At 46.9% G+C, this 25008-nt stretch carries 17 protein-coding genes; 2 read left to right on the forward strand and 15 right to left on the reverse strand.

Going from position 1 to position 25008, the window contains the following annotated elements; translation table 11 throughout:
- Positions 1-24: 24 nt before the first annotated feature.
- From ACLHR0_RS02680 to ACLHR0_RS02725, 10 genes are all read right to left on the reverse strand, one after another.
- A complete protein-coding gene (locus ACLHR0_RS02680; protein ID WP_436484511.1) occupies positions 25-2382 on the reverse strand; it encodes an ABC transporter permease in 2358 nt (785 codons plus the stop codon).
- Positions 2383-2959: 577 nt separating this feature from the next.
- Entirely contained in the window at positions 2960-3361 is a 402-nt protein-coding gene (locus tag ACLHR0_RS02685) for a hypothetical protein (RefSeq protein WP_370909598.1), read from the reverse strand.
- The gene (locus ACLHR0_RS02690; protein ID WP_436484513.1) at positions 3345-4094 is read right to left on the reverse strand and encodes a class I SAM-dependent methyltransferase; all 750 of its coding nucleotides are present in this window, start codon (positions 4092-4094) and stop codon (positions 3345-3347) included. Before ACLHR0_RS02690 ends, ACLHR0_RS02685 begins: the two co-directional genes overlap by 17 nt.
- Entirely contained in the window at positions 4082-4819 is a 738-nt protein-coding gene (locus tag ACLHR0_RS02695; RefSeq protein ID WP_436484515.1) for a DUF2071 domain-containing protein, read from the reverse strand. Before ACLHR0_RS02695 ends, ACLHR0_RS02690 begins: the two co-directional genes overlap by 13 nt.
- Positions 4803-5183: a DoxX-like family protein gene (locus tag ACLHR0_RS02700; protein WP_436484517.1), complete on the reverse strand. Its 381-nt coding sequence runs from the start codon at positions 5181-5183 to the stop codon at positions 4803-4805. Before ACLHR0_RS02700 ends, ACLHR0_RS02695 begins: the two co-directional genes overlap by 17 nt.
- Positions 5184-5266: 83 nt before the next feature.
- A complete protein-coding gene (locus ACLHR0_RS02705; RefSeq protein WP_436484519.1) occupies positions 5267-6748 on the reverse strand; it encodes a glycoside hydrolase family 32 protein in 1482 nt (493 codons plus the stop codon).
- 18 nt (positions 6749-6766) lie between these two features.
- Positions 6767-8485: a RagB/SusD family nutrient uptake outer membrane protein gene (locus tag ACLHR0_RS02710; protein ID WP_436484521.1), complete on the reverse strand. Its 1719-nt coding sequence runs from the start codon at positions 8483-8485 to the stop codon at positions 6767-6769.
- An 18-nt stretch (positions 8486-8503) separates the two neighbouring features.
- Positions 8504-11578: a SusC/RagA family TonB-linked outer membrane protein gene (locus ACLHR0_RS02715; protein WP_436484523.1), complete on the reverse strand. Its 3075-nt coding sequence runs from the start codon at positions 11576-11578 to the stop codon at positions 8504-8506.
- A gap of 42 nt (positions 11579-11620) precedes the next feature.
- Positions 11621-12526 (reverse strand): carbohydrate kinase family protein, encoded by a 906-nt coding sequence (locus ACLHR0_RS02720; protein WP_436484525.1) that lies wholly within the window; start codon positions 12524-12526, stop codon positions 11621-11623.
- A gap of 11 nt (positions 12527-12537) precedes the next feature.
- Positions 12538-13866, reverse strand: coding sequence for a sugar porter family MFS transporter (locus tag ACLHR0_RS02725; RefSeq protein ID WP_436484528.1), 1329 nt, complete (start codon positions 13864-13866; stop codon positions 12538-12540).
- 219 nt (positions 13867-14085) lie between these two features.
- Here ACLHR0_RS02725 and ACLHR0_RS02730 point away from each other — a divergent pair, with 219 nt between their 5' ends.
- Entirely contained in the window at positions 14086-16851 is a 2766-nt protein-coding gene (locus ACLHR0_RS02730; protein ID WP_436484530.1) for a hybrid sensor histidine kinase/response regulator transcription factor, read from the forward strand.
- Between the two features lie 63 nt (positions 16852-16914).
- Here the strand turns inward: ACLHR0_RS02730 and ACLHR0_RS02735 are convergent, their stop codons facing one another.
- The 4 genes from ACLHR0_RS02735 to ACLHR0_RS02750 form a co-directional block, all read right to left on the reverse strand.
- On the reverse strand, positions 16915-17106 hold the full coding sequence (locus tag ACLHR0_RS02735; RefSeq protein WP_079469125.1) for a cold-shock protein: 192 nt from the start codon (positions 17104-17106) through the stop codon (positions 16915-16917).
- A 146-nt stretch (positions 17107-17252) separates the two neighbouring features.
- Complete coding sequence (locus ACLHR0_RS02740; protein ID WP_436484532.1) at positions 17253-19169, reverse strand: SusD/RagB family nutrient-binding outer membrane lipoprotein; 1917 nt, start codon at positions 19167-19169, stop codon at positions 17253-17255.
- 18 nt (positions 19170-19187) lie between these two features.
- Positions 19188-22310: a SusC/RagA family TonB-linked outer membrane protein gene (locus tag ACLHR0_RS02745; RefSeq protein ID WP_436484534.1), complete on the reverse strand. Its 3123-nt coding sequence runs from the start codon at positions 22308-22310 to the stop codon at positions 19188-19190.
- A gap of 128 nt (positions 22311-22438) precedes the next feature.
- The gene (locus ACLHR0_RS02750; protein WP_436484535.1) at positions 22439-23623 is read right to left on the reverse strand and encodes an ROK family protein; all 1185 of its coding nucleotides are present in this window, start codon (positions 23621-23623) and stop codon (positions 22439-22441) included.
- 268 nt (positions 23624-23891) lie between these two features.
- Between ACLHR0_RS02750 and ACLHR0_RS02755 the strand changes: the two genes are divergently transcribed.
- Entirely contained in the window at positions 23892-24089 is a 198-nt protein-coding gene (locus ACLHR0_RS02755) for a KTSC domain-containing protein (RefSeq protein WP_429045209.1), read from the forward strand.
- Between the two features lie 3 nt (positions 24090-24092).
- Here ACLHR0_RS02755 and ACLHR0_RS02760 read toward each other — a convergent pair whose 3' ends face one another.
- Complete coding sequence (locus ACLHR0_RS02760) at positions 24093-24944, reverse strand: AraC family transcriptional regulator (RefSeq protein ID WP_436484536.1); 852 nt, start codon at positions 24942-24944, stop codon at positions 24093-24095.
- Positions 24945-25008: the final 64 nt, after the last annotated feature.

Consider the following 25008-nt stretch of genomic DNA (forward strand, 5'->3'; position numbering starts at 1 on the left):
AAATCCATTCTTCTTGTCATCTATCTACTCACTTCTCAAACTCTTTACAGGATTCACAACAGCTGCTTTTACAGACTCATAACTCACCGTTATCCATGCTATCGTTAATGCCGCTAATGAAGCCATCAGGAAAATAGCCCAACCAACATTTACACGATAAGCGAAACCGCCGAGCCACTTATTGGTGGCAAACCAGGCAATGGGTATTGCAATTACAATGGCAATCAGGATAAGCTTTGTAAATCCTGTTGATAACAGATATACCACGTTGAATACGGATGCTCCTAACACTTTTCTTACACCTATTTCCTTGGTGCGTTGCTCCGCCATAAATGCCGATAAGCCATACAAACCCATACAGGAAATAAAAATGGCAATCATGGCAAATACATTAAACAGGCTACCCATTTGTTGCTCCCCTTTGTATAAATTATTAATGTCCTGGTCAACAAAACCGTAAGAGAAGGGGAAAGCAGGATTAAGCTGTTTGCTTATTTTCTCCAATGCCTGAATGGTGGCTGCTGTTTTGCCGGGTTGGGTACGCACTAACACAATTCCTCCATTCCATTTATTGAACGCAAGGATCATTGGCTCAATGGCTGTTTGTGCGGGTTTATAATTAAAATCTTTTACTACGCCTACAATAGTTCCTTTATCGCCCGAAAACGTAAGCGATTTACCAATGGCGGCTGCCGGGGTCATCCCCATAATTTTTGCTGCTTTTTCATTAATCACATAATTGCCTGAGTCAGCAAATTCGGTAGCAGACAAAGCCCTTCCGCTTACCATTTTCATTTGAAGCACATCGAAGAAATTGTCCGTTACCCATGTTTTTGAAAACCAGATGTTCTTATCCTGCAAGGCCATTCCCTCCCATTCTACCCCTGTGGTGCTGCTCGTCAGGTTAGATATCGGGTCGGTGATAGCAGTAAAATTTGCCGTAAGTGGATTTGCTTTGAGCTCCGTATTTAATACCAGTTGCTTGTCTCCCATTTCGCCGGTTATCGACATATAAAGCAGGTTCGATTTATTAAACCCAATATCCCTGTTTTTGATAAAATTTAACTGTTTATATACTACAGCTGTACCGGCGAGTAATGCGATCGAAACAACAAATTGCATAACCACTAACCCATTACGGAAATATAGATTCCCTCCTGTCATTCTCATGCTTCCCTTTAGCACCTCCACTGGCTTAAATCCGGATAGAAACAAAGCAGGATAGCTGCCGGAAACAAGCCCGGTAAACAATGCGATGCCGAGCAGCAATGCAATTAATTTTCCATCCAATAATTGTATAGAAAGTTCCTTTCCTGCCAGGTTATTAAAAGCAGGCAGCAACAGGCATACAATGCCAACAGCCATTAACATGGCCATAAAAGAAATGAATAATGACTCGCCGATGAACTGACCAATCAATTGTCTGCGACCCGCACCTACCGCCTTTCGCAAGCCCACTTCTTTTGCCCGGCGCGCAGATCTTGCGGTGGCCAGGTTCATAAAGTTGATACAAGCTACCGCCAAAATAAACAACGCGACGATAAAAAATATGTTTACATATTGGATATTGCCCTGGCCGGGCAAATTAGACTGGTAATCAGAACGCAGATGAATATCCGTTAAAGCCTGCAGTTTCATATCAGGTTGACTTTCCTTTACGTGCTCTCCAAAAATTTTATTTACCTGCCTGTTAAGGCCGGCCAGGGCGACCGGCGTAGCCTTGAAATTTTCATCGAGTTGTACATAGTCATAGAAATCATAACTAGCCCAGATGTTTCGGCGCAAACGCCAATCCGTCTGTGCAATGGCAGACAGCGGCATGATAAAATCAAATTGCAGATGTGAGTTTGCCGGAATATTTTTGAGCACACCTGTAACTTCTACATTATCTTTATTATCCCTTTTTAAAATTTTCCCAATTGGATCTTCATTGCCAAAATATTTCTTCGCCATATTTTCCGTAATTAAAACAGCATCAGGCCGTATTAATGCAGTTTCGGCATTCCCGCTTATTAAGGGAAATGAAAATACCTGCAACAGGGAAGAATCGGCATAGAAGACGGCTTTTTCTTCAAACTTTTTTGTACCCGTTTCAAAAACAGTAGTAGTGGGCTGACTAAAACGTACAAAGTTTTTTATAGCAGGAATCCTTGCTTTAAGTTCGGGAACCATGGGCCCGGAATTTGTTGCACCACCCGCAGTAAGGCGGTAGATAGTACCCGCGTTTTGATGGAATTTGTCGTAACTCAACTCATGCTGTACCCAAAGCAAAATGAAAATACTGCAAGCCATGCCAATGGCCAACCCTGCAATATTAATTGTAGCGAAGGCCTTATGCCGGACGATGTTTCTGAAAGCAATCTTGAAATAGTTCTTTAACATGGCTGTTTTATTAGGTTTCCAGACTCATTGACAGGGATGCCCAAAGAAATGCCAAATAGTAATTTATTGTTACTTGTTTTTTTATAGATATGGTATTTATTTAAACTGTCCGTTTATGAACTGGGTATGTTCACTTTCAGGAGATGATAATGCAGCTATACTTCTCCCATACTTCTCGGATACTTCTCGGATACTTCTTGGATACTTCTCGGATACTTAGGAGTCGTGTATGTGTCGTATTCCCCATATATTCCCCATATATTCCCCATATAGTCCCCATACACTTCCCATATACTCATAATACACTCACGATACACTCATGATACACTTCCAATACACTCCCAATACACTATGTCTCGTCCTGAAATAGCTATACAGGTGAAGAAATAATCCTGTTTAAAGTTTACAATATAAGTTTTAAATCCTGGAAAAAGTTTACAGTGCGGCGGCATAATCCGGCAAAAAGCGGCAAAAGCGGCGGATTTGTTTTTCTCTGGTTTCACACGTCCATAGCTTTGTATCGTATTCCGGAATATAACATTGCAGGCTCGGATGGGAAACGAATACTGGCACGGGTTTATACCCCTGTACGGAATACAAGCAGGAAAACAACGCTGAAATATCCCCACGCCAGTGAAAACAGGATATGCACCGTGGTTTCAAACCGTTTACCTCTCCATAACAACGGCGAGTAAACAAAGAACTGGAAAAGCAGCCGGCATAACCAGAATACAAATAACCCAAACGCCAGCAGATGCCCCAGGCGCGTATGCAGGATGTCGTGGGTTGCATAAATACACCCTAGTCCCATCAGCAACACCATCAGCGCAATAAAAAAAGTATGCACATACATCATCTGCCTGCTCAAAAGACTGATCGCCGTGAACTCTTTCTTCCAGTTAAAATACCGCGGAAAGAAAATGTGTGTCAGCGATAATAGCACCAGTATATAACCGGTAATTTTAAGATGCAATTCCATTCTTTTGCAATATAAAGGCCGACAAAAAAGGGGTGATCTTCTTTTCTTTTACAACGATCAGGCCTGCGTTGTTGAATGCCCGCTTCCAGGCAGCACGCGAAAAGAAATGCAGGAACCCGATCGTATATGCGATGAAGTTAGGCGCATCCCGTAAATGCTCCAGTACCACTATTCTTCCATCAGCAGCCAGGCAGCGATGCAACTCTTTGAAAAAAATAATCCTTTCCCCCGGATCCCTGATTTCATGCGCGGCCAGCAAAAGAAACACCACATCCACTGATGCAGCTTCCAGCGGAACAGCGGCCGTGCTGATGGTTTTCGTACCAGCATAAGGCGCATATCTTTTCCGGGCACGTTCAATAGATACCTCGGTATGCATCTCCGGATTATAAAAATCAAATACCTGTAAATCAGCTCCCGGGTATTTATGCGCAAGCAGCTGGCTGGTTTCATCAAACCCTGCGTGGATGTTTACTATACGCCCGTGTGGCCGAAACTTTATATCGTCCAGCCACCGTAAGGTATATAAATCTGAACGGTCGTAAATATACCAGGAAACAACTAACGACGATAAGGTAGCGATGGCAGCTCCCCACAACATCAGCCTGGTTAACGGGTATTGCGTGAATAGCAACCCTGCTACCAGTAGTAGCAAAAACAACACATAAAAGTGCCAGTTGAACCGGATAATATTTACGATGCCCTGAAACGGCGTTCTGTTTATCTTTTCCATAGGTCCACTTTTCCTTTTTTCCAGTAATAAGGAATTTGCCGGATGATAAATGCGTTCGCCAGCCGGGCGCCCTGTAAGGCAGGCGTGCTCAAAAAACCGGCTTCGCTATGCAACACCGATACCGGTACAGGCGTCCAGTTTTCCCGCACACCTTCAATAATCAGCACTTCGCCGGAATGTTCGTTACAGGTAAATGTAAAAGGCAACGGACCTGCAAACCGCCGCGCCTCTTTCCAGTCAGCAAAAGGAGATCCTGCTGGTAATGCCGCTTCATCACCCGTATTCACAGTGATATTCAACCCCGATGCCGCCGATCTAACGGTAACAATACCATCTTCTCCCGTAATACTGATATCGGTAGTGGTATAACTGTAATGGGTAAACAGGTTACCGAAAAATTCCATCTTCTTACTGTCTGTTTCTGATTTTAAAATATATAACCCGCGTAACCGCTTTCCTTCACTATTGGTATAACGCACAAACACCCGGTAGCCGGTTAACACAAAATCATTTCCCATAAATGCAGGAAAGCCTTTAGGCCGCAGGTTCCTCGTTTTCACAATGGCAATGGCTATGAAGACCCACTGATCCTGGAATATATCCAGCTCGAGTTGCGGAGGTATTAAGGGTTCCAACACCGATACCGGCAACGCATAGGTAAGCACCAGGGAGCTTTCAAAGAACGCTTCCACGGCAAAGGGATGATTTTTAAGAAAGGCTAACATGGGTGCTATATTCATTCCGGTAAATGATAAATATAAAAGCGGCAGCGATGATAATATTCATTCTCCCAAACAATAACAGGTCGGGTGCTGCTATAAACTCTATGATGTTCATAGCGGCTACCAGCAGCATTTGTAAAATAACACACCAGCGGGATTTTATCCGGGAAAGTATCCATATCGCCATTCCGGCTTCCAGGACACCGATGATACGGGTCAGTACAGGCGCATGGGTTTCGCCAAGTATTCTTGCTACAATTAACTGGTGCCGGGGAACGTAGTTCAGCACTTTACAGTACACGCCATTTATCATCCACACAAGGGCTATTCCGGTGTTAACCACATTTTTTTGCTTACTAAAGGCCATGGGACCAACTTTATCAATACAAGTTAACACAAAAAGCGCCGGTCTCAAAAAAGAGCCGGCGCCTGTCTATAAATAATTCCCCCTTACTTACCCAGGTCCCACGCTTTCAATCCATTCAACTGCACATCGCCGTTTTCTGCAAACACAGCCAGCCCCGTAGCCGCTTTATCCGGGAATATTAAAGTGGTAAGCACTTTCTCCCCGTCGTTTACAAATACCTCTACAGACGATTTATCCAGCAGCACCTGCAACCTGATTTTATTGTTGGCAGATGGAATGCTCATTTGTTGCACGTCTTTTCCATCGCGGATGTAGAGCTCATTCCGTTGTACATTATAGCCTACCACTACATCCTGTGCTATCTTAAAACCAAAATCAGCCGCGGTACCAATGGTAAATTCGGCATCCACCCAATTAGTATTGGTATTAAAACCTTTGCCGCTTAATTGCAGTTCCTTGCTGTTAAGGGTTTGTGCTTTTAGCTGCAGTTTTTTAGCCGCAGGTAATTTCCGGAGATAGGTACTGATCTCAGCAGATGGCTGCTGAAATAAACGTATACCCGCTGCCGTAGTTTTCAATTGCAGATCGCGTGGAATCGACATTTGCCCGCGCCACGGTGAAGTGGGCGTTTCAAATGGCATAAGCCAGCCGATCATCATCTGCCGGTTGTCCGGCAGATGATTGTAAGGAATGGCGGCATAAAAAGTTTTGCCGTAATCTACAAACAACTGGCTTTCCGGCTTGTTGTCATTGGTGAATGTTTTGCCGTCGAAATCGCCGGTAAAATACTGCATGCCGGTAGCGGCATCAGGGTTGCCGGACGACACCATCAGCAACCATTTCTTTTTCGCCCGGTCACCGTCTACATACAGCGGCGTTAAAGACGGGCACTCCCATATTTTACGGGTATCGCCCTGGTTGCCGAACTCACTCAGCAGCTCCCAGTTCTTCAGGTTTTCAGATGCGTAGAACTGTACTTTATGCTCGGCAGGTACCGCCACCGTCATGAGCCATTTATGCTGATCTTCCAGCCAGATCACGCTGGGATCGCGGAAATCTTTTTTCTGTATGTCTATAACGGGATTGCCGCTGTAGTTGGTGTAGGTTAAACCACCATCATTACTATAGGCAATAAACTGTGATTCCTTTTGCTGCTTCGGCTGATCTGCCGTGTAAATAGCTACAATAGGAGCCTTCCCGCTTTTACCAAAGCCGCTGCTGTTATGTTCGTCCAGCACTGCGGAGCCGGAGAAAGCCCAGGTGGTGGTATCTTTCTTTTCTATTTCCGGAATGGCAACAGGCAGGTGTTTCCAGTTAAGCAAATCCCTGCTGGTAGCATGCCCCCAACTCATATGCCCCCACTTGTTTTCAAAGGGATTATGCTGGTAGTACAAATGATACACGCCGTCTATGTAGATCAGTCCATTGGGATCGTTCAGCCAGTTTTTAGGCGCTGTAAAGTGATATACCGGTCTCCATTGCGGAGTAGGTGTGGCATTATCCTGTGCGTGCAGCCATCCGGGTAATAATCCTGCCAGTAATATGGAAAAGAGTTTTTTCTTCATAACAATGATATTTAATTTTTACCAGCCGGTGTTTTGTTTGTATAACCCTTTGCTGTAGTTAATCTGGTTTAACGGTATGGGCAGGTATTCATCCCTGCCTCTTTTGAAGGAAGCATCATTCAGGTGTGACCGGCGTGTTTTTTCCACGGCAAAATAAGCATTGAGATAATCTGCTGCAATACCCCAGCGTACCAGGTCGAAGAAACGGGAACCTTCCATGGCAAATTCCAGCCGCCGTTCCCAGCGTAATGCCTGCCGCGCAAAGTCGGTGGACCAGGTGCAGTTAACGCCCGGCTGATAAGTATTCATCTTGTAACTGGAAGTAAAGGTACCATTTGCCTGTTTTAATAAGCCGGTACTGGCAGCCGCTCTTTGCCGCACCTGGTTGATGAGTGGCAGCGCTTCGGCAGCGCGTCCAAGTTCTATCAATGCTTCTGCTTTAAATAACAGCACATCAGCATAACGGATAATCTCCCAGTTTTTGGAGCTCGACATAAAAGGCGGTACCTTCTGAAAAGTAGCATCGCCGGGCAATACCGCTTCTTTGAGGCTCAGGTAGCTGCCATATACCTCCGGCGCACGGGCCCAGGCACGCTGGTACAGAAAAGCAGGATCATATTTGTAAGGATGCCCCGGGATAGCCACGGTATGATCTAAGCGCGGATCAAAGGTGTGCGTATGAAAATCCGCTTCCGTAACGATGTTCACATTATTGAAAGTTTCAAACATCGGCAGCCCGCTGGCGCTTGTTTGAAAAGCATTCACCAGGTTACTGCTGGGCGAATGAAAACCGCAACAACCATAGGCCTGGTTCATCGGGTAATCCAGTGCATGTCCGTAATCGAGGCGGCCTTTAGGCGTGCCGTCATCCTTTGAATACTGGATAGCGAAAAGGGATTCCGGGCCGTTTTCACCTTTCGACAAAAAGTTGTTCGCATAATCAACGGCCAGCTGGTATTTGCCGGAGGCAATTACTTCATTGCACAGGGTATTTACCTGTTGCAGCAAAGCCGCATCAATACCGGTTACATGGTTATTCTCATCCTGCTTATAGGCTTCATACAATAATGTTTTGGCCAGGTAAGCTTTTGCGGCGAATTTATTGGCCCTTCCTATTTGCGGTTGTATATCGGGGAGATGGGAAGCGGCAAAAGTAAAATCATCTGCGATCTTCGTCCATAGCTCCACGTTGGAATAAGTACGGTTGGAAATGGTATCATAGGTTTCCTTTGGCGCATTTTCATCGATGTAGGGCACATACTTGAATAATGTTTTCAGCAGGAAATAATAATGTCCTCTCAGAAACTTCATCTCTGCCTGCCGCACTGTTTTTTCCGGAAATTCGCTTTCATTCACTTTATTTAACCGTGCCAGTGCATCGTTTGCGCGGCCAATGCATACATACAGGCGAAACCATACCAGGTCGGAAGAACCGTTATCCACCCTGTTCAGGGAAAAGGTTTCATAGAAGTGATAATCGCTGATATCGCCGGCGCCATCACCGCCTTTATATGCATCGCCACTGCGGATATTACCATAGGGCCACATGCTGGAATAAGGAGCGGTATAGTGATCGTTGCCCAGTGAAGCATAGGCGGCGGTCACCATTTTTTCCAGGTTGGCCGGCGAGTTCAGGTCGTCGCCTGAAATAACGCCCTGCGGCGTTTGATCCAGGAATTTGCTGCATGCGCCGAGCAACAGGCAGCTGAATAAAAGAATATATTTTGTGTACTTCATGGTGGCTGTGTTGTGTGTTTAAAAAGACAGGTTTAAACCGATCGTGCCAATCACCGGAATGGGATAGGCGTTATTAGGATTCTCAGGATCGGTGGCAGTAAAACCTTTGTTTTTTAACGTGAGCAAATTGCTGCCCTGCAGATATACCCGTGCTGTTTGTAAACGCTTGCTTAACATATGCTGGAAACTATACCCCAGTTGCAGGTTCCTGAGTTTGAGATAAGAACCTGATTCCAGGAAATAGGTGGATGTCCGGTTTTCGTTGTTACGGTCTACCAGCGTGAGCGCGGGTATGGAAGCATCTGGATGTTGCGGCGTCCATGCGTCCAGCGTACGTGCGCCCCAGTTAGTTCCCGGCCAGATGGAAGAGAAGTCGGTGTATGTTTTGTAAGTGTTATATACCTGGATGCCCTGTATTCCCTGCAGGAAGAAGGTCAGATCAAAGTGTTTATACTCCAGTGTTACATTCAGTCCGTAGGTAAAATCAGGATCTCCTTTGCCGATATAGTCGCGGTCCTTGTCATCGATCACCCCGTCGCTGTTCAGGTCTTTATAACGGATGCGGCCCACGCCCTTCCCGATTTGCGTGGCATAGTCATCTACTTCCTTTTGTGAGCGGAACAATCCATCGGCTACGTACCCGAAGGTGGAATTAATAGAGTGGCCAAGAATAGTTTTATCCTGTCCGTTGCCGGGATAGGAAGTCAGTACTTCCGGCGGCAGCCTGGTGATCTTATTGCGATAGGTGGCTACGTTACCGGTAACGGTGAGCGCCAGTCCGGGTGCAATGTTACCGTTATACGACAGCAATACTTCCAGCCCTTTATTTTGCATGGAGGCGCCATTAACGAACTTGGTACCGCCTTCGCCGATCACCGCGAGGTAAGCCGGGCTGATAAGGATATCGGATGTCTTCTTAATAAAATAATCCACCGAACCGCTAAGGTGATTATCAAACAAACCAAAATCTATCCCGGCATTAGATTCCATGGTGCTTTCCCATTTCAATGCGGGATTGCCCTGCTGGATCAGTGTATATCCCGATGGCAACTGGCCGGAGCCCGCACCACCAAGATCGTACGCACTGCCGCTGTCGAAATCCCAGGTGGGATCTATCCCATAAATAGCGGAGTATAATGTGTAGGTGGCGTTGTTGGCAATTTCCTGGTTGCCCGATCTGCCCCAGCCATAGCGGAGTTTCAGGTCCGACAGGAAAGGCAGGTTTTGTTTGATGAAATTTTCTTCACTTACGCGCCATCCGAGAGATACCGCAGGAAACATCCCGAAACGGTTTTCTTTACCAAAGCGGGAAGAGCCATCGCGGCGCAATGTCACCGAAGCGAGGTATTTATTATCGTAAGAATAGTTTGCTTTACCAAAATAAGACAACAACGTATAGCCGCTGCCGGTACCGCCGTTATCTTTATTGGAAGATCCTGCATTCAGGTAAGCATAGTCAATATTTTCGAGCGCGTATCCCTGCCTGCTGGCGTAGAAATTCTGCGCGATATATTTAATCTGTTCCCCTCCCAGCAGGAAATCGAACCGGTGCTTCTGCAGGGCCACATTGTAAGTGAGCGTGTTTTGCCATACCCAGTTACCATTATAATCCTGTGAGGTTTGGGAGAAGTTGGACGGATCAGAAAGGAACCCGGAAGTATACGACTTACGCAGGGTACGCTGATAGGTACCGTTATAATCTATACCATAGCTGCTTTTGAAATGGAGGTTTGGAATAATTTCCAGGTCGGCATATACATTACCAAATAAGCGGAGGAAATTACTTTTGTTCTGCCGGTTATCCTCAATGAGGCGCACAGGATTCTGCCGGTCGGTCATGCCGGGTGCGGGGCCACCCCAGCCACCGTCGACGGTGTGTACCGGCACTACCGGTTGTTGCACCAGCGCGGCGAAGAGAATATCCGTGGCTGGCACCAGCGCGTCCCTGATATAGGTAGCCGACAGGTTTTCACCGATCTTCAGCCTGCCTTTAAAAAAGGAATAATCCGTATTAAAGCGGGCGGTTATTTTCCGTTGCTGTGTTTCTTTTACAATGCCTTTATTGTTATACATGCCTACTGAAAAATAAGAGTTACCTCTTTCGTTACCATTGGCAATAGACACGTTATAGGTTTGCAACAGGGACGTTTGTGCGATCTGGTCGTACCAGTAAGTATCCGCCGGCTTCATGGTTTTGGCGGCATCAATAAATTCTGGCAGATTAATTTTGTTGAGCACCGGGTTGTTGAAATCGCCATTCCAGTCGTATTGGTAAATCTGGTTGTTGTTGGGATCGGTGCGGTCATTTACCGCAGCCTGCCAATAGGCGCGGCCGCGGCCTTCCGTGTTCAGCGTTTTTAACTTGGTACTGTAATCCTGCAAAGAAGCAGATACATCTGCCGTGATGCGGCTGTAGCCTTTCTTCGCTCTTTTGGTGGTAACAATGATGACGCCGTTTGCAGCGCGGGAGCCATAAATGGTGGCAGCAGAAGCATCTTTTAATACCTGGATGGATTCAATATCATTCTGGTTCAGTTCCTGCAATCCTCTTTTGGTTGGAATACCATCCACTACATACAGCGGATCGTTGTTGCCCAGCGTGCCGATACCGCGGATACGTACCGTGGCATTGCTGTTAGGGTCGCCGTTGGAAGTAATGAATACGCCGGGAACGCGGCCCTGCAGGGCTTTCACCGGGTTGCCGAGCGGAATGTCTTTTATTTCGCTCACATTTACTACTGATACGGCGCCGGTAAGATCGGCTTTTTTCTGTGTCTGGTAACCGGTTACGATCACCTGGTTTAGATCGGTGGCATTATCTTCCATTTCTACGGACATACTGCCTTCCGAAGCTTTCAGCGACATTGGCTTCATGCCGATATAGGAGAAGTTGAGCACTTCCCCCACGGCAGCCGGTAATGTAAATTGCCCGCTGCCGTTGGTAATGGTGTTCCTGTTGCCCGACTGTACGGTTACGCCGGGCAAAGGCGTTCTGTTTTGTTTACTGATAACGGTACCGGTGATGTTTCGTTGCTGTGCAATGGCGAAGAGGCCGAACAGCAACATCGGTAATAAGTAAAACAACTTTTTCATAATGGAATTTGTGAAATGGTGGTGTGGAAATGTAATAACTGGCTAAGTGTGCTGTGGTATTTTCATCAGGCTGTATATCTCGGATGGATCGTATGGCGGACAGCCACCGGGGCGGGATGCCACCAGTGCGCCCAATGCATTGGCATAGGCCAGGCTCCAGGCAGGGGAACGTTGTTGCAGCCGGCATGCGAGAAAGCCGGCAAGGAAAGCGTCGCCGCTGCCAATAGTATCTGCTACTTTCACGGTTTGTCCTTCCTGGTAGTAAAAAGCTTCATCTATATATCCCATGCAACCTTTGCTGCCCAAGGTGACAACTATTACCGGGATGTTAAACCGGGAAGACAATGCCTTTACCTGTTCTTCGTGCGTAGACCATGCGCCATACCAGGCGCTGATCAGCTCCAGTTCAGCAATATTCAGCTTTAGCAGCTGACAGCTGTCCATGAGCCATTCCAGCGTTTCGCGGGAGTACCAGGGAGTGCGCAGGTTAATGTCCAATACTTTTGTGGCGGTTGATTCCAATGCTTTACGGAGCGTATTCCTGGATACCTCATGCCGGGCCATCAAACTGCCAAAAACAATATACTGCAGGTCATCACCCGTTAATAAAGCCTCCAGGGAAGCATTCCAGCCAATATGATCCCAGGCCACCGGGTACAGGATATCATATTGCATATCGTTATGCGCATCCATCCAGGCATTTACTTTACCCGTGGCGTAAGTAGTATTCGTTTGTACGTAAGCGGTAGAGAGCTGCATGTTGTTCATCAGTTGCAGCAGTCTTTTGCCATGATCATCTGCACCTGTAGCCGATACCATGGCAACGGACTGCGACAGTTTCTGTAAATGATACGCTACGTTCATGGGAGCGCCGCCGGGCAGTTCCTGGTTTGGTAATATGTCCCACAATATTTCCCCGAGGCAGGCGATGTTATACTTTGTTGTCATAAAATGTTTGTTTAATGCACGACCATTGTCATTTCAATTTCTTCCAGGGTTTGTCCTTTTGTTTCCGGCATCCAGCGCCATACAAAGAGTAGTTGCAATACCATCATCACACAGAAGAAGGCGAAAATGTGACCACCGCCAATATGGCTGGCGAGCCAGGGAAAGGTAAAAGCAATGACGGCCGCCATGATCCAGTGGGTAAAGCTGCCCAGCGTTTGACCTTTGGCGCGTACCGCGTTTGGAAATATTTCAGAGATAAATACCCAGATCACGGCGCCCTGCGAGAAGGCAAAGAATGCCATATACACCAGCAGGTAGGAAATCACGGCAATACCGCCGGTATGCATATAAAAGGAAATAGCGGTGAGGCCCAGGGTGGCAATAAGCCCAACGGTACCTATCAGCATCAGTTGCCGGCGGCCGATGCGGTCGATAAACCGTATAGCCGTTAACGTAAAAATGAAGTTCACGATGCCCAGTCCGACCGTAGAAAGCAAAGAAGACGCCGTGCCTAAACCGGACATTTCAAAAATGCGGGGAGCATAATAAATGATAGCATTAATACCCGACACCTGGTTGAAGATGGCAAACAATACTGCCAGCACTACCGGCGTGCGGTACTTGCCGGAGAACAGCCGTTCCTTTGGCGCGCCAATGCTCTGGTGCCTCGACTGCCGGATGGTGGTGATATCGTCCTCGTAACCGGCGGGGTTGATGATTTGCAGGGTTTTGATGGCGGCAGCTTCTTTTTTACCGTGCAACAGCAGCCAGCGGGGACTTTCCGGTACCCAGCGGAGCAGTAGCAGGAACATAGCCGCGGGGAATGCCTGGATGCCCAGCATCAGGCGCCAGGAGTTTTCACCTCCATATCCGCCAATGAAATAGTTTGATAAATAAGACACGAGGATACCGAAAACCACGTTAAACTGGAATAAAGCGACCATTCGTCCGCGGTAGGAAGCAGGTGATACCTCTGAAATATATACCGGGGCCGTTACAGAAGAAGCGCCTACACCGAGACCGCCGATAAAACGGCATACCAGGAAAAAGTACCAGTTAGTAGCCATTGCTGTACCCACTGCCGACACCAGGTATACCAACGCTACCAGCAGCAGGGTGGCACGGCGTCCTAGTTTATCCGAAGGCGTGCTGCCTCCCAAGGCGCCAAACACCGTTCCTATTAATGCAATGGATACCGTAAATCCATGTTGTACTTCCGTTAAATGCCAGTATTGCTGAATATGTTGCTCCGCACCGGAGATGACAGCGGTATCAAAACCAAAAAGAAAACCGCCAAGTGCTACCACAAAAGCCCAGAAGAAAACAATCTTGTTGTTCATAACGTAGAAATAAGTTTTGATCGATAAGTCAAACCTACTTCTTTGCTAAAGGCTGCCGTTATTGTATTGCACCGCTTTCTTTCGAAATTATAACAGCGGGCATAAAATCAGTTAATATATTGACATATATATTTTTATACATTAAGATAGATATATTTCAGGCTAACGTCTTTCAATTTTGTATCATTGTTTTTCGAAATAAAACCAAAATTATTCCACTTGCCAGCAGTATTAAAACGATATCTCTGTTTAATAAGTCTTTTCCTGTTGATGTATGTCGCAGGATGCCGCCCGGAAACCGGACCGAAATACCGGATCGGTTTTTCCCAGTGTACCGGCAACGACGACTGGCGCCGGAACATGCTCACGGAAATGAAGCGGGAGCTGTTTTATCATCCGGAGATGCAGTTATTGTACCGGGATGCGGAAAGTGACAGCAAGCGGCAGGTACAGCAGATCGAGGAACTGCTGGCGGGGAAAATAGACATCCTGGTGGTATCCCCTAATGAGGCCGCGCCCCTGGCGCCGGTAATAGCCGCCGCCTATGGAAAGGGCATCCCGGTGATCATCCTGGATCGTAAGGCCGCCACGGACTCCTTCACCGCTTACATCGGGGGCGACAACTACAATATCGGCAAGCTGGCAGCAGAATATATTGCCGCCCGGCTGAATGGCCACGGGCGTATTATAGAGGTGACCGGGCTTCGTGGATCTTCCCCCACCGTGGAAAGGCACCAGGGGTTCCGTGATGCCCTCGCACACTACCCCGGCCTGAAAGTGATAGCCACCCTGGAAGGCAGCTGGGTGGCAGATAAAACGCGGGAAGCCGCCGCACGCAACGATTCCGCCGTGCAGCAGGCGGATGTAATCTTCGCACAAAACGACGTGATGGCGTATAGCATGTACCGTTATTGCCGGGAAAAGGGCCTCAAACAAACCCGGTTTATTGGTGTAGATGCTTCACCTTACCCCGATGCGGGGATAGACCTGGTATCACGCGACATCCTGAGCGCGTCGCTGCTGTACCCCAGTGGCGGCAAAGAAGCCATCAGCATGGCTGCGGATATACTCGCCGGGAAAAAGGTGCCCCGCAATACGCTGCTTCAAACCGTACTGATCGACAGCAGCAACGTAAAGTTGATGCGCCTGCAGATAGATAAGATACAGGCCCAGCACCAGGAAATAGAAAAGCAGCAATCATTGCTGCAGGAGCAGCTTTCGCTGTACCAGGACCAGCAGCACCTGCTGCGGATAGTGGTCACCACGCTGGGCATCGCCTTCCTGCTCGGTATTGTGCTGATCTTCATTTTACGCACCAACCGCCGGATCAATCAGCAACTGAAACAACAGCGCGATGAAATTCTCCAGCAACGGGACCAGCTGGTGGAAATGACCGCCCGCGCGCAGGAGGCCACAGAGGCCAAGTTCACCTTCTTCACAAACCTCTCGCATGAATTCCGTACCCCTTTAACCCTCATACAGGCGCCACTGGAAAACCTGATGGGCAGCAGGCAGCTCTCTTCCTCGCAGAAACAGCAGCTGGAACTGATGCGCAGAAATGTGACCCACCTGATGCGGCTGGTAAACCAACTACTGGAATTCCGCCGGATTGAAAGCGGCAAACTGCAACTGAAAGTATCAGAAAATGAGCTGCCCGCCTTTATGCTGGATATTATGGAAGCATATAAAGGCATTGCGGTTAAAAAGCATATCGATTTCCGGCTTATTAGCCGGCAGCCCGGCATCAAAGCCTGGTTCGACCAACACCTGTTTGACCGGGTATTATATAACCTGCTGTCCAACGCTTTCAAATTTACCAGCGACTACGGCAAAGTGCATATTTACCTGGAACAGCCTGCAGCCGGGCAGGAAGCGGTAATACGTATTGAAGATGATGGCAGCGGCATGGATGAAAACACCCTGGCACATGCCTTTGAACTGTTTTACCAGAGCCGCAACAATGAACATAAAGGAACCGGTATAGGGCTGGCGCTCACCCGCGAAATCATTTCCCTGCATCATGGCAGCATCACCGTAAAAAGCAGTAAAGGCGCCGGCACCACCTTCAGTATTACCCTGCCGGGTACTTCCGCCCCTTTTGCACCAGAGGAAATTCAGCAGGAAGATGAACATATGAATGTGATCAATCACTCGCTGCACAGCTATACGGACGACCTGGACGACACGCCGGCAGAAGAAATACCGCTCACCCTGCAGGCACATCCTCATTCGGTGCTGCTGATTGAAGACCACCCGGACCTGAATCATTTCCTGGCCGATTTTCTCAGCGGTCAATATGAAGTGTTCCACGCCGGCAACGGCGCAGATGGGTTAAAGCTGGCCTTTGAGCATGTACCGGACCTGATCCTTTGCGATATTATGATGCCGGGCATGGATGGGATCCAGGTGCTGGAGACTTTAAAAAAAGATATCCGTACCTCGCACATCCCGGTAATCCTGCTCAGCGCTAACAGCAGCGAGGAACAACGTATAAAAGGCATGCAGCACAATGCAGACGCCTATATCAGTAAACCCTTCCACCTGAAATACCTGGCGGAAAGCATCAGCAGCATGCTCAATAACCGGGCTTTGCTGAAAGATCACTATATCGCCGAGCCTGACACCCGGGTACACAGTACCCAGTCCAGCAAACCGGACCGCAAATTTGTGAATGACTTTACGGCCATCGTGGAGGCAAACCTGGGAAACGACCAGTTTGGGGTGGAAGATATCTGTCAGCAGCTGGCTATTTCAAAAATGCAGCTGTACCGTAAAGTAAAGTTGTTATTAAATTGTAATGTGAACGACTATATCCTGGATGCGCGGGTTAAAAAAGGCAGGTACCTGCTGGCGAATTCAAAGTTATCGGTAGCGGAAATAGCCTATGAGTGCGGATTTTCCTCTCCAGCCTACTTTTCCACAGTGTTTAAGGCGCGTACACAGCAAACGCCCAAAGCATTCCGTGACAAGAAAAGCGAGGGATAGTTAAGGGCATAAAAAAAGGGCTGATCTTGCTGATCAGCCCCCCAGAAAATAAGATATGTAAACTTAGATAACTTTTACGTTAACTGCATTCAGACCTTTTTTACCATTTTCAACTTCATACGTTACGGTGTCATTCTCACGAAGTTCGCCAGTAGTACCGGAAATATGAACGAAAATATCCTGTCCACCATTAGATGGAGTGATGAAACCAAATCCTTTGGATTCATTGAAAAATTTAACTGTACCTTGTTGCATTATATTGTATTTGCTCACAAGGTAGTCTAATATATCCGTATCACCTAAGAGTTTTTTTCCTGATAGTGGTCCGGCTTGCTCTAAAACAAGAGCTGACCGGGTTTTACGCGGTCAGCTTTTTTTAATAAATATAAGTGAACAGCAAATTATTGCTTAATTGCCCACCATAATGGTGTTAATACTTCGTCTCCGCCAGCTCCAAGAAAGCTGACAGCCTGGTTGTATCCGGCAGCATTGGTATTCTTCAGGGAAGAAGGATACTTCAGCCGCTGCGGGAAGAACTTCACATTGCTGGTCATATAATTGGAAGCATTGAGTGTGGGCAATGTACCCAGTGGCTCTTCCACATTTGGATTCTCGAAGAAAGGCAAACCAAGTCTGCGTTTATCATTCCATCCTTCCAGCGGCAGCCAGGGCACCTGTGCTATATATTTCTGGGTAATGATCTTTGTTAAGAGATCGTTTTTAACGGTACCATTCTTATACAGGTTATTCACGGGGTACTTGATTGCCACGGTGCCTGCCGTATTGGTATAACCATTTTTGAAATCCATGGTATGGGTAGCAGGGGGCTCTATGGTATGATCCCAGCTAACAGAAGTACCAGTCATGTTATAGCTGGTAGAGGCCAGGTAAGTACCCAGGAAACCATCCACCTGCCAGTATTCGAAACTCTGGGCGATGCCTTTTTCGTAGGCGGCTTTACCACCCAGTGGCACCGTCCATCCTCTTACCGCAGCTTCTGCCAGCAGGAAATGTGTTTCCCAGGGAGCAAAGAAGATGCGTTTGTTAGCGCTGTTCCTGAACTGCTGACCAAGACGGGGAGCAGCGCCAGGGAAAGCCCTCCACTGGTTCCTGGTTCCTTTTACGCCCCATGCGCCTGCATTGGAACCGTTCCAGGCAAATTTACCGTCCAGTGTTTTCACCACGGCGCCGGTACCGTCCAGCAGGTTACGGGCAGTTGTTTCCCAGGTGGGCCGGTCGTAAGAAGGATATTTACTAAAGTTGGGATTTGTAAAATCTCCTGCTGGGATAAATGCTTTATAAGCACGGGGGTCAACCGTTTGCGGTAACCCATCGAACCAGAAACCTGCAAACGGATCATTCGTCATGGTAGAGAAATGGTCTGTCAGCTGCAAACCGGCCCAGTTGGCTGGTCTGATGTATGATTGCAGGGAAGCATCTACCTGGTCAGCAGTTTTTACACTTCCTAAACCGGTATAGATGTTTTCCAGGGTGGTAGACAGGATCTGGGAATTCCATTCGCGGCTCATTACGCCGCTAAGTGCATCCCATCCTGGTTTTTCCTGTACCTGGAAAATATCGGTCATGTTAGTCATCAAGTCGCCCGCTGCTGCTGCCTCAAATTCTGTTTTAGCTTTACCGGGATCTACTTCAGACAAACGCATGGCCAGGCGTAAACGCATGGAGTTGGCATAACGTTTCCACTTCATGAAATCATATCCAAAAGCGGGATCGGTTTTCTTCAGTTCATCAGATGCGACAATAGTGGTGTTCAGCTTGGAGCTGGCATCCTTCAGTTCATCCAGGGCAAAGTAGTATACATCTTTCACGCTTACGAATTCGGGGTTGGTACCCTGGAATGCGTTGATGGGAATAGGACCGAAGTTATCGGACAATTCACTCAGCAAATAAGCGCGCCAGATACGGGCCACCTGTTTCAGGTTATCTGTATAAGGTTTGGTATCGCCGGCTTGTGTTTTTTCATCAGCAATCTGGATGGCTGTATTAATGCTGTTTAACCAGCCGGAGCTATAGCGATAGTATTCGGAAGACCATCCGTCATCTACTGCGCCGGAAGACAAGCCTCCGCTGAGGTGCTGCCGGCTGGCAGTTTTCCAGTATAATACAAAAGAACGTTCAGCAATATTGGGATCCATCTGTGCGCCGATAATGGAATTATTGATAAAGTATTCCACCTGTACCTGGTTAAGGCTGGCGTCTTTCGGATTTTGATTGATCTCTTCAAATTTATTACAGGCAGACATCACCATCGCGAAAGCAGCCAATGCCCAGCCTGATTTTATGAGTATCTTCTTCATTTCAGTTACAATTAAAAGTTAAAAACTAAGGCTCAGGTTCACCAGGAAAGTACGGGTGGTTGGAGGAGCACCGTTTTCAAAACCAGTGGCATTTGTACCTACCGCAAATACGGATTCCGGATCCAGGCCGCGCATACGGCTGGAAATCATCCATACGTTGTTACAGGATACACCTACTTTAGCAGACTGGATAGGTGTTCTGCCCAGTAATTTTTTTGATAGGTTATAGCTCAGCTGAACATTTCTGAGACGGATATTGGAAGCGTCGTAGATGTTCAGTTCAGACACGCCGAGATTACCTACGTTGGTATTCACTGATTCCCAATATTGCTGTGTAGTGATTGATTTGGTATTGGCAGTATAACCGCCGGCGCCATTTGATACTACCCCGGCAAGTGTCATGTCATCTCTTTTTCCACCGGGTGCAGTGATATCCGCTGTTCCGGCTCTCTGCATCATTGCCTGGGTTACAGAGAACATGTCTCCGCCAAAACGGGCATCAATCAGGAAAGCCAAGGTGAAGTTTTTGTAACCGAAGCTGTTGGTAATACCGAGTAATGCTTTGGATTGCTGGTTACCTAAACGAACATTCTGTTCGCCACGTTGTGGTCTGCCTTCTGCAGTGAGCAGCAGCTGGCCATAGTGTTCACTCTTTTCGTCTGTTACACGCAGGAATTTACTGCCGTAAATTTCACCGTACAATTGACCTGCAACTGCTACGATGGATACATCATCGAAGCCACCCAGCTGGTACCTGTTTACATTATTTGCGGCAGAGATTTCAATGATCTCATTTTTATTTTTAGACAGGTTAGCGGAGATATTCCAGATAAGTCCTTTGGCATTATCCAGAATCTTTGCATCCGCCATGATTTCAAATCCTTTGTTCTGGATATTACCAGCATTGATCTTTCTTCTCTCATAACCGCTGGCAGGGTCCATTGGCAGGTCGATTAGCTGATTAGTAGCATTGGATTTATAGTAACTGAAGTCTATACCAAATCTGTTATCTACAAAGCGAAGTTCAGCACCTACTTCATAAGATTTGATCAGCTCACTACGAACATTTGGATCAAAGAGGGTAGTTTTCCTGGAGGCAATCGGGTTGCCATTTGGATCGCGATCAATGGTATACGTATTCAATATCTGATATGGGGATAAGCCGTTGCCCACCGCTGCATAGGAACCACGGAGTTTGCCATAGCTAAGCCATTTTGGAAGACTCTTGAATTGTTCTGTAAACACATAGGAGAATCCCAACGAGGGGTAAAAGAAAGAACGATTGTCAGGACTAAGTGTAGAAGACCAATCATTACGCATGGTTGCATCCAGGAACAAGTAACCATCCCAGTTTAAACCGGCAGTACCATATACAGAATTAATACGCTGTTCTGTTACATCATCTGTAATACCTGGATTTCCCTGTGAATTTTTGATGCTAAACAAATCTGGCACCAGCAGGGAGGCTGCATTATTGCTCAGCCTGGAGGAGTGTTGCTGCATGAGGTTACCACCTACGCTAACGGAGCCGCCTAAACGGCCAAACAGGTTATCTTTCTTTGCAGTGATCAATGTACTATAGTTCAATTCAGAGAATGTAAACTTACCAACACTGTAACTACCATTGGTAGAGAGTGGACTACCTGAATATGTTTTAGCTTCCGTATTTGTTGTATAAATATCGGCACCTGCTTTTACTTCTGCATTTAACCAATCGGTGAATTGGTACTTAATGCTTCCGTTCATGATAAAGCGGTTACGTTTATCCTGATTCTGGCTATAACGGCTGGCCCAATAAGGGTTTACCTGGTTACCGGTACCATACCAGCGCATGGTGCCTAGCTCATTTAAAGGATTTTTAAACTGAGTGATGTCCATACTAACTGGCATTGTATACAGCAGGGAAGAATAGTTCCTGCTGTTTACTCCACTGGTGGGCCTGTTAGTAGCATCTGTATTTGAATATTGTACTTTGAAATCGGTAGATAACCGTTCTGCCTCTCCGTATTTGGTAGTTGCCCTGGCCATGAGATTTACTCTTGAAAGCTTCGTACCAGGAATCAGGCTGTTATCATTCATGTAGTTAAGAGAGGTGTACACAGACGTTTTATCCAATTGTTGCTGGAAAGAAATGTTTTCGTTGTGATTAACTCCCGTTTTGTAGAAATTGTCGATGTTATTAAAGTAACTAAGCTTTTCCGTTTTGCCGTTCCAGTTAGTTACATCCTGTCCTTTGATTTTTGGTCCCCAACTATTTCCACCAATAGGATCAAACGCATCTACAGAACCCTGGCCGAAACTCTTTTGCATCTCGGGGTTTGTAAACACGCTTTCAAAGCCCACTGTAGATGACACAGCAATACCCATACCGTTGGATTTCTTACCAGTTTTAGTGGTAACAAGGATGGCACCATTACCTGCACGGCTACCGTACAATGCAGCTGCAGCCGGACCTTTCAGCACAGAGATACTGGCAATGTCGTTAGCATTCAGATCTGCAAGACCATTACCCATATCCAGTGATGGATTCCAGAAATCGTTATTGCCATCAGTTACACCGACAAAGTTATCGATAGGAACACCATCTACCACAATCAGTGGCTGATTGCTACCTCCCAGTGAGTTGTTTCCACGCAAATTGATCTTCGAAGAACCTGCGGGACCTGTGCTGGAGCGAATCACTTGTAAACCCGCCACCACGCCGGTGAGCGCGTTGGTAAGGTTGGGTTCATGCGCATCGATCAGTGTGGCGCTTTTCACCTCCTGCATCGCATAGCCTAGGGACTTCTTTTGACGAGTGATGCCTAAGGCAGTTACTACCACTTCGTTTAACCCTTTGGAAGTTTCTTCCATTACCAGGTCAAAATTAATGGAAGTACCTACCGGCACTTCTTTGGTAGTAAATCCTACGCTGGAAACAACCAGTGTTGCCCCGGGGCCTACCTGGAGCTTAAATGCCCCTTTTTCATTGGTTGTTGCGCCATTGGTAGTACCTTTTTCAATGACTGTTGCATAGATTACGGGAGCGCCGGAAGCGTCTTTCAGGGTACCGGATACCCATTTTTTTTCCTGTGCGGAAACGCTTTGATAGCACGTAGCCACTAAACACGTTAGCAGCAGGAAGCCTAGCCACCTTTTCATTAGTGTGAATTTAGATGAAGATGAATAATCAAGGCATAGTTTCTCTGATGGCATGGGAAGCCCGCATGCTGCAGGTAGTTACTGCCTCATTTTTGATTGATACAAGTGAACGTTATTGCTTTGTTTTACTACAGTTGGCCTTTATCGAGGTGTTCCATAACAAGTGCTGCAGCGCCAAGTCTTTCCGCCGCATACCCCAGAGGCGAGATTATTATTTCAATATTTTCAGCGATTTTTGGTATACAATGTTCATTTAACGCATGCTGTACAGGCGCCAGCCATAACTTTCCGGCTAATGTTCCTCTCCCGCTTAAAATGATCAGGTTAGGATTCAACAAGTGAATAAGGATGGCGATGCCGCGTCCGATATGATAACCCGCCTGTGATAATAATTCCACTGCGTAATTATCGCCCTTTACCGCTGCATCCATAATTTTTCTAAACGTGTCGTCGCGGTTGTCCATCGACAAATCTTTCATAACCGTAGTTCTTCCTTCCCTGATACCAGCTACTGCTTTTTCTGCAATCACCGACAATGAGGTTTCTGTTTCCAGGCATCCCATTTTCCCACAGCTGCAGATCTTATTATTGGTAAAAAGCGGGATGTGTGAGAACTCTCCTGCAAATCCGTTTTCTCCCCTGAAAAGATCCCCGTTCAACACCATTCCCAAACCTATACCCCAGCCTATATTAATGACCAGTGCATTTTGCCTGTTCCGGGCTGCTCCAAGCTTCCATTCTGCCAGCGCAATTAAGCTGGAGTCGTTGTCAATGATCACCGGTAAACCGGTAAGTGCTTCGAGGTATCCATTGATACTGCCGTATTGCTTGTCGAAGAAAGAATAATTAATGCCCTTTGTTACATCTACAAAACCCGGCATCCCGATACCAATGCCTGCGAACTTTTCCAACGGGATTCCTGAATGATCGATAAATGCTTTCAGTTCCTGCCCCAGTTGTGCGATGGCGTCCGGATGTGCTGACAGGTCCAGCGACACCAGGCGTTCTTCTCCCACTATCCTGTTCTGCATATCCAGTATACTGATACTGGTTACAAACTGGTCCATCGCTACCGATAAAATGTACATGTAGTCCGGCTTCACAGAGTACATCTGCGGGCGCCTTCCGCCAGTGGAAATGGCATACCCCGATTCCAATACCAAACCGCTTTTCACGAGTTCATTCAAAGATTTGGTGGTATGCGGGAGACTCTTGCCAGTGAGCAGCGTGAGATCGGCACAGGATAATTCCTTGCTAAAGTACAGGTGTTTTAATAACGTTTTTTTAAATATTTCCTGGCGATCAGACACCATTTAGATGATTGTTTGCTTACAGTTTAAATCTACATCAATTTGGTACAAGTGAACAACATTATCAGTAAAATGCTGATTCAAGATAGGCAAACTTCTGTAAATTTTGCAAGAACTTTTATGAAAATTTTAATTAGTTGGCGATAATTATCCAAATTATACGATAAGTTATCTAGTAAATGTTAATTCTGCATTATAAAAAAGCAAAATAGTTCCAGATCATGGCCAAGTTGGCCCCGTGCACCGGTATGATAATTGATCCGGCACCGGTATGCCTTCATCTGTGGTAGCCCGTATGATATATGACGCAGAAACGCGTACGCTCCGGATTATATTCGTGTCGGGGATGATATATGATTACAAGGACGTGCCTGAAGCGGTATACCTGGCAATGAAGTCGTCCGGTTCAAAGGGCATCTATCTCAACAAACACATCAAAGGGCATTATGATTTTGAAAAGGTAAAATAACCATTATGCGGCGCCATGCATGGCCTGCCGCCGGATATCGCTCATCCCCTTCCGGTAAAACCGTTTCATCATTTTATTCAGGTGGCTGCTGTCCGTGAAACCAAGGTCCCAGGCAATTTCCTTAAAGGGCAGGTCGGTGTACAGCGCCTTCGCCTCCGCCAGTTTTAATTTGGAACGGAGCACAAACTCCTGGTAGGTTTCACCGGCGTTACGTTTGAAATATTCGCTGAAATAAGTAGCCGAGATATTGAACCGCTGGCATAAATAAGACAACGTAATTTTTTCTTCGTCGAGCAAATGATATTGAATGTGCAACAGTACATCTGCAAAACGTTTGCCTTCCACCCCTTGTGCACCGGGAAGCTCCATCGCCACATTGCGGGCTATCAGCTCCAGCACGGCTACCATCAGTCCCTGCATAATGCGCCGGGAATGATTATCGGAACGCTGCTGCTCATACATCAGTAACTCCAGTAAACGAACCAGGTGCTGTTTGTCGCTATCCACGGTGATCAGCTCCCCTGCCCTGCGGTTATAATTACCAATGATGAAATTGAGGCGGCAGAACCATTTCCCGAAATCTATCACACAGTCCTGTTCTCCTGAAAAAAAACTGGCGTTGAACTGGATAAACAGGAAAGTAGTGGGCTGATCTATCCGGTAGGTATGGCAGTCGGACGACGGCAACAGGAAAATACTTCCTTTGCTGTAACCGGAACGGGTATGCTCTACCTGCTGTTCCCCGCTGCCTTCGAGGATATACACCAGTTCAAAAAAGTTGTTCCTGCGGTTGCGTTTTTCCCAGCGCTCCAGGGTGGTGATGCTGATGCTAAACGGGTCGTGTACCTTTTCCATACTGCAAATGTAAGTAATAAACTGCCGCTGCATAAGGGGCATCCCATCCTGTTACTGCTGTTTC

The sequence above is a fragment of the Chitinophaga sp. ARDCPP14 genome (assembly GCF_051362515.1).
Lineage (GTDB): Bacteria > Bacteroidota > Bacteroidia > Chitinophagales > Chitinophagaceae > Chitinophaga.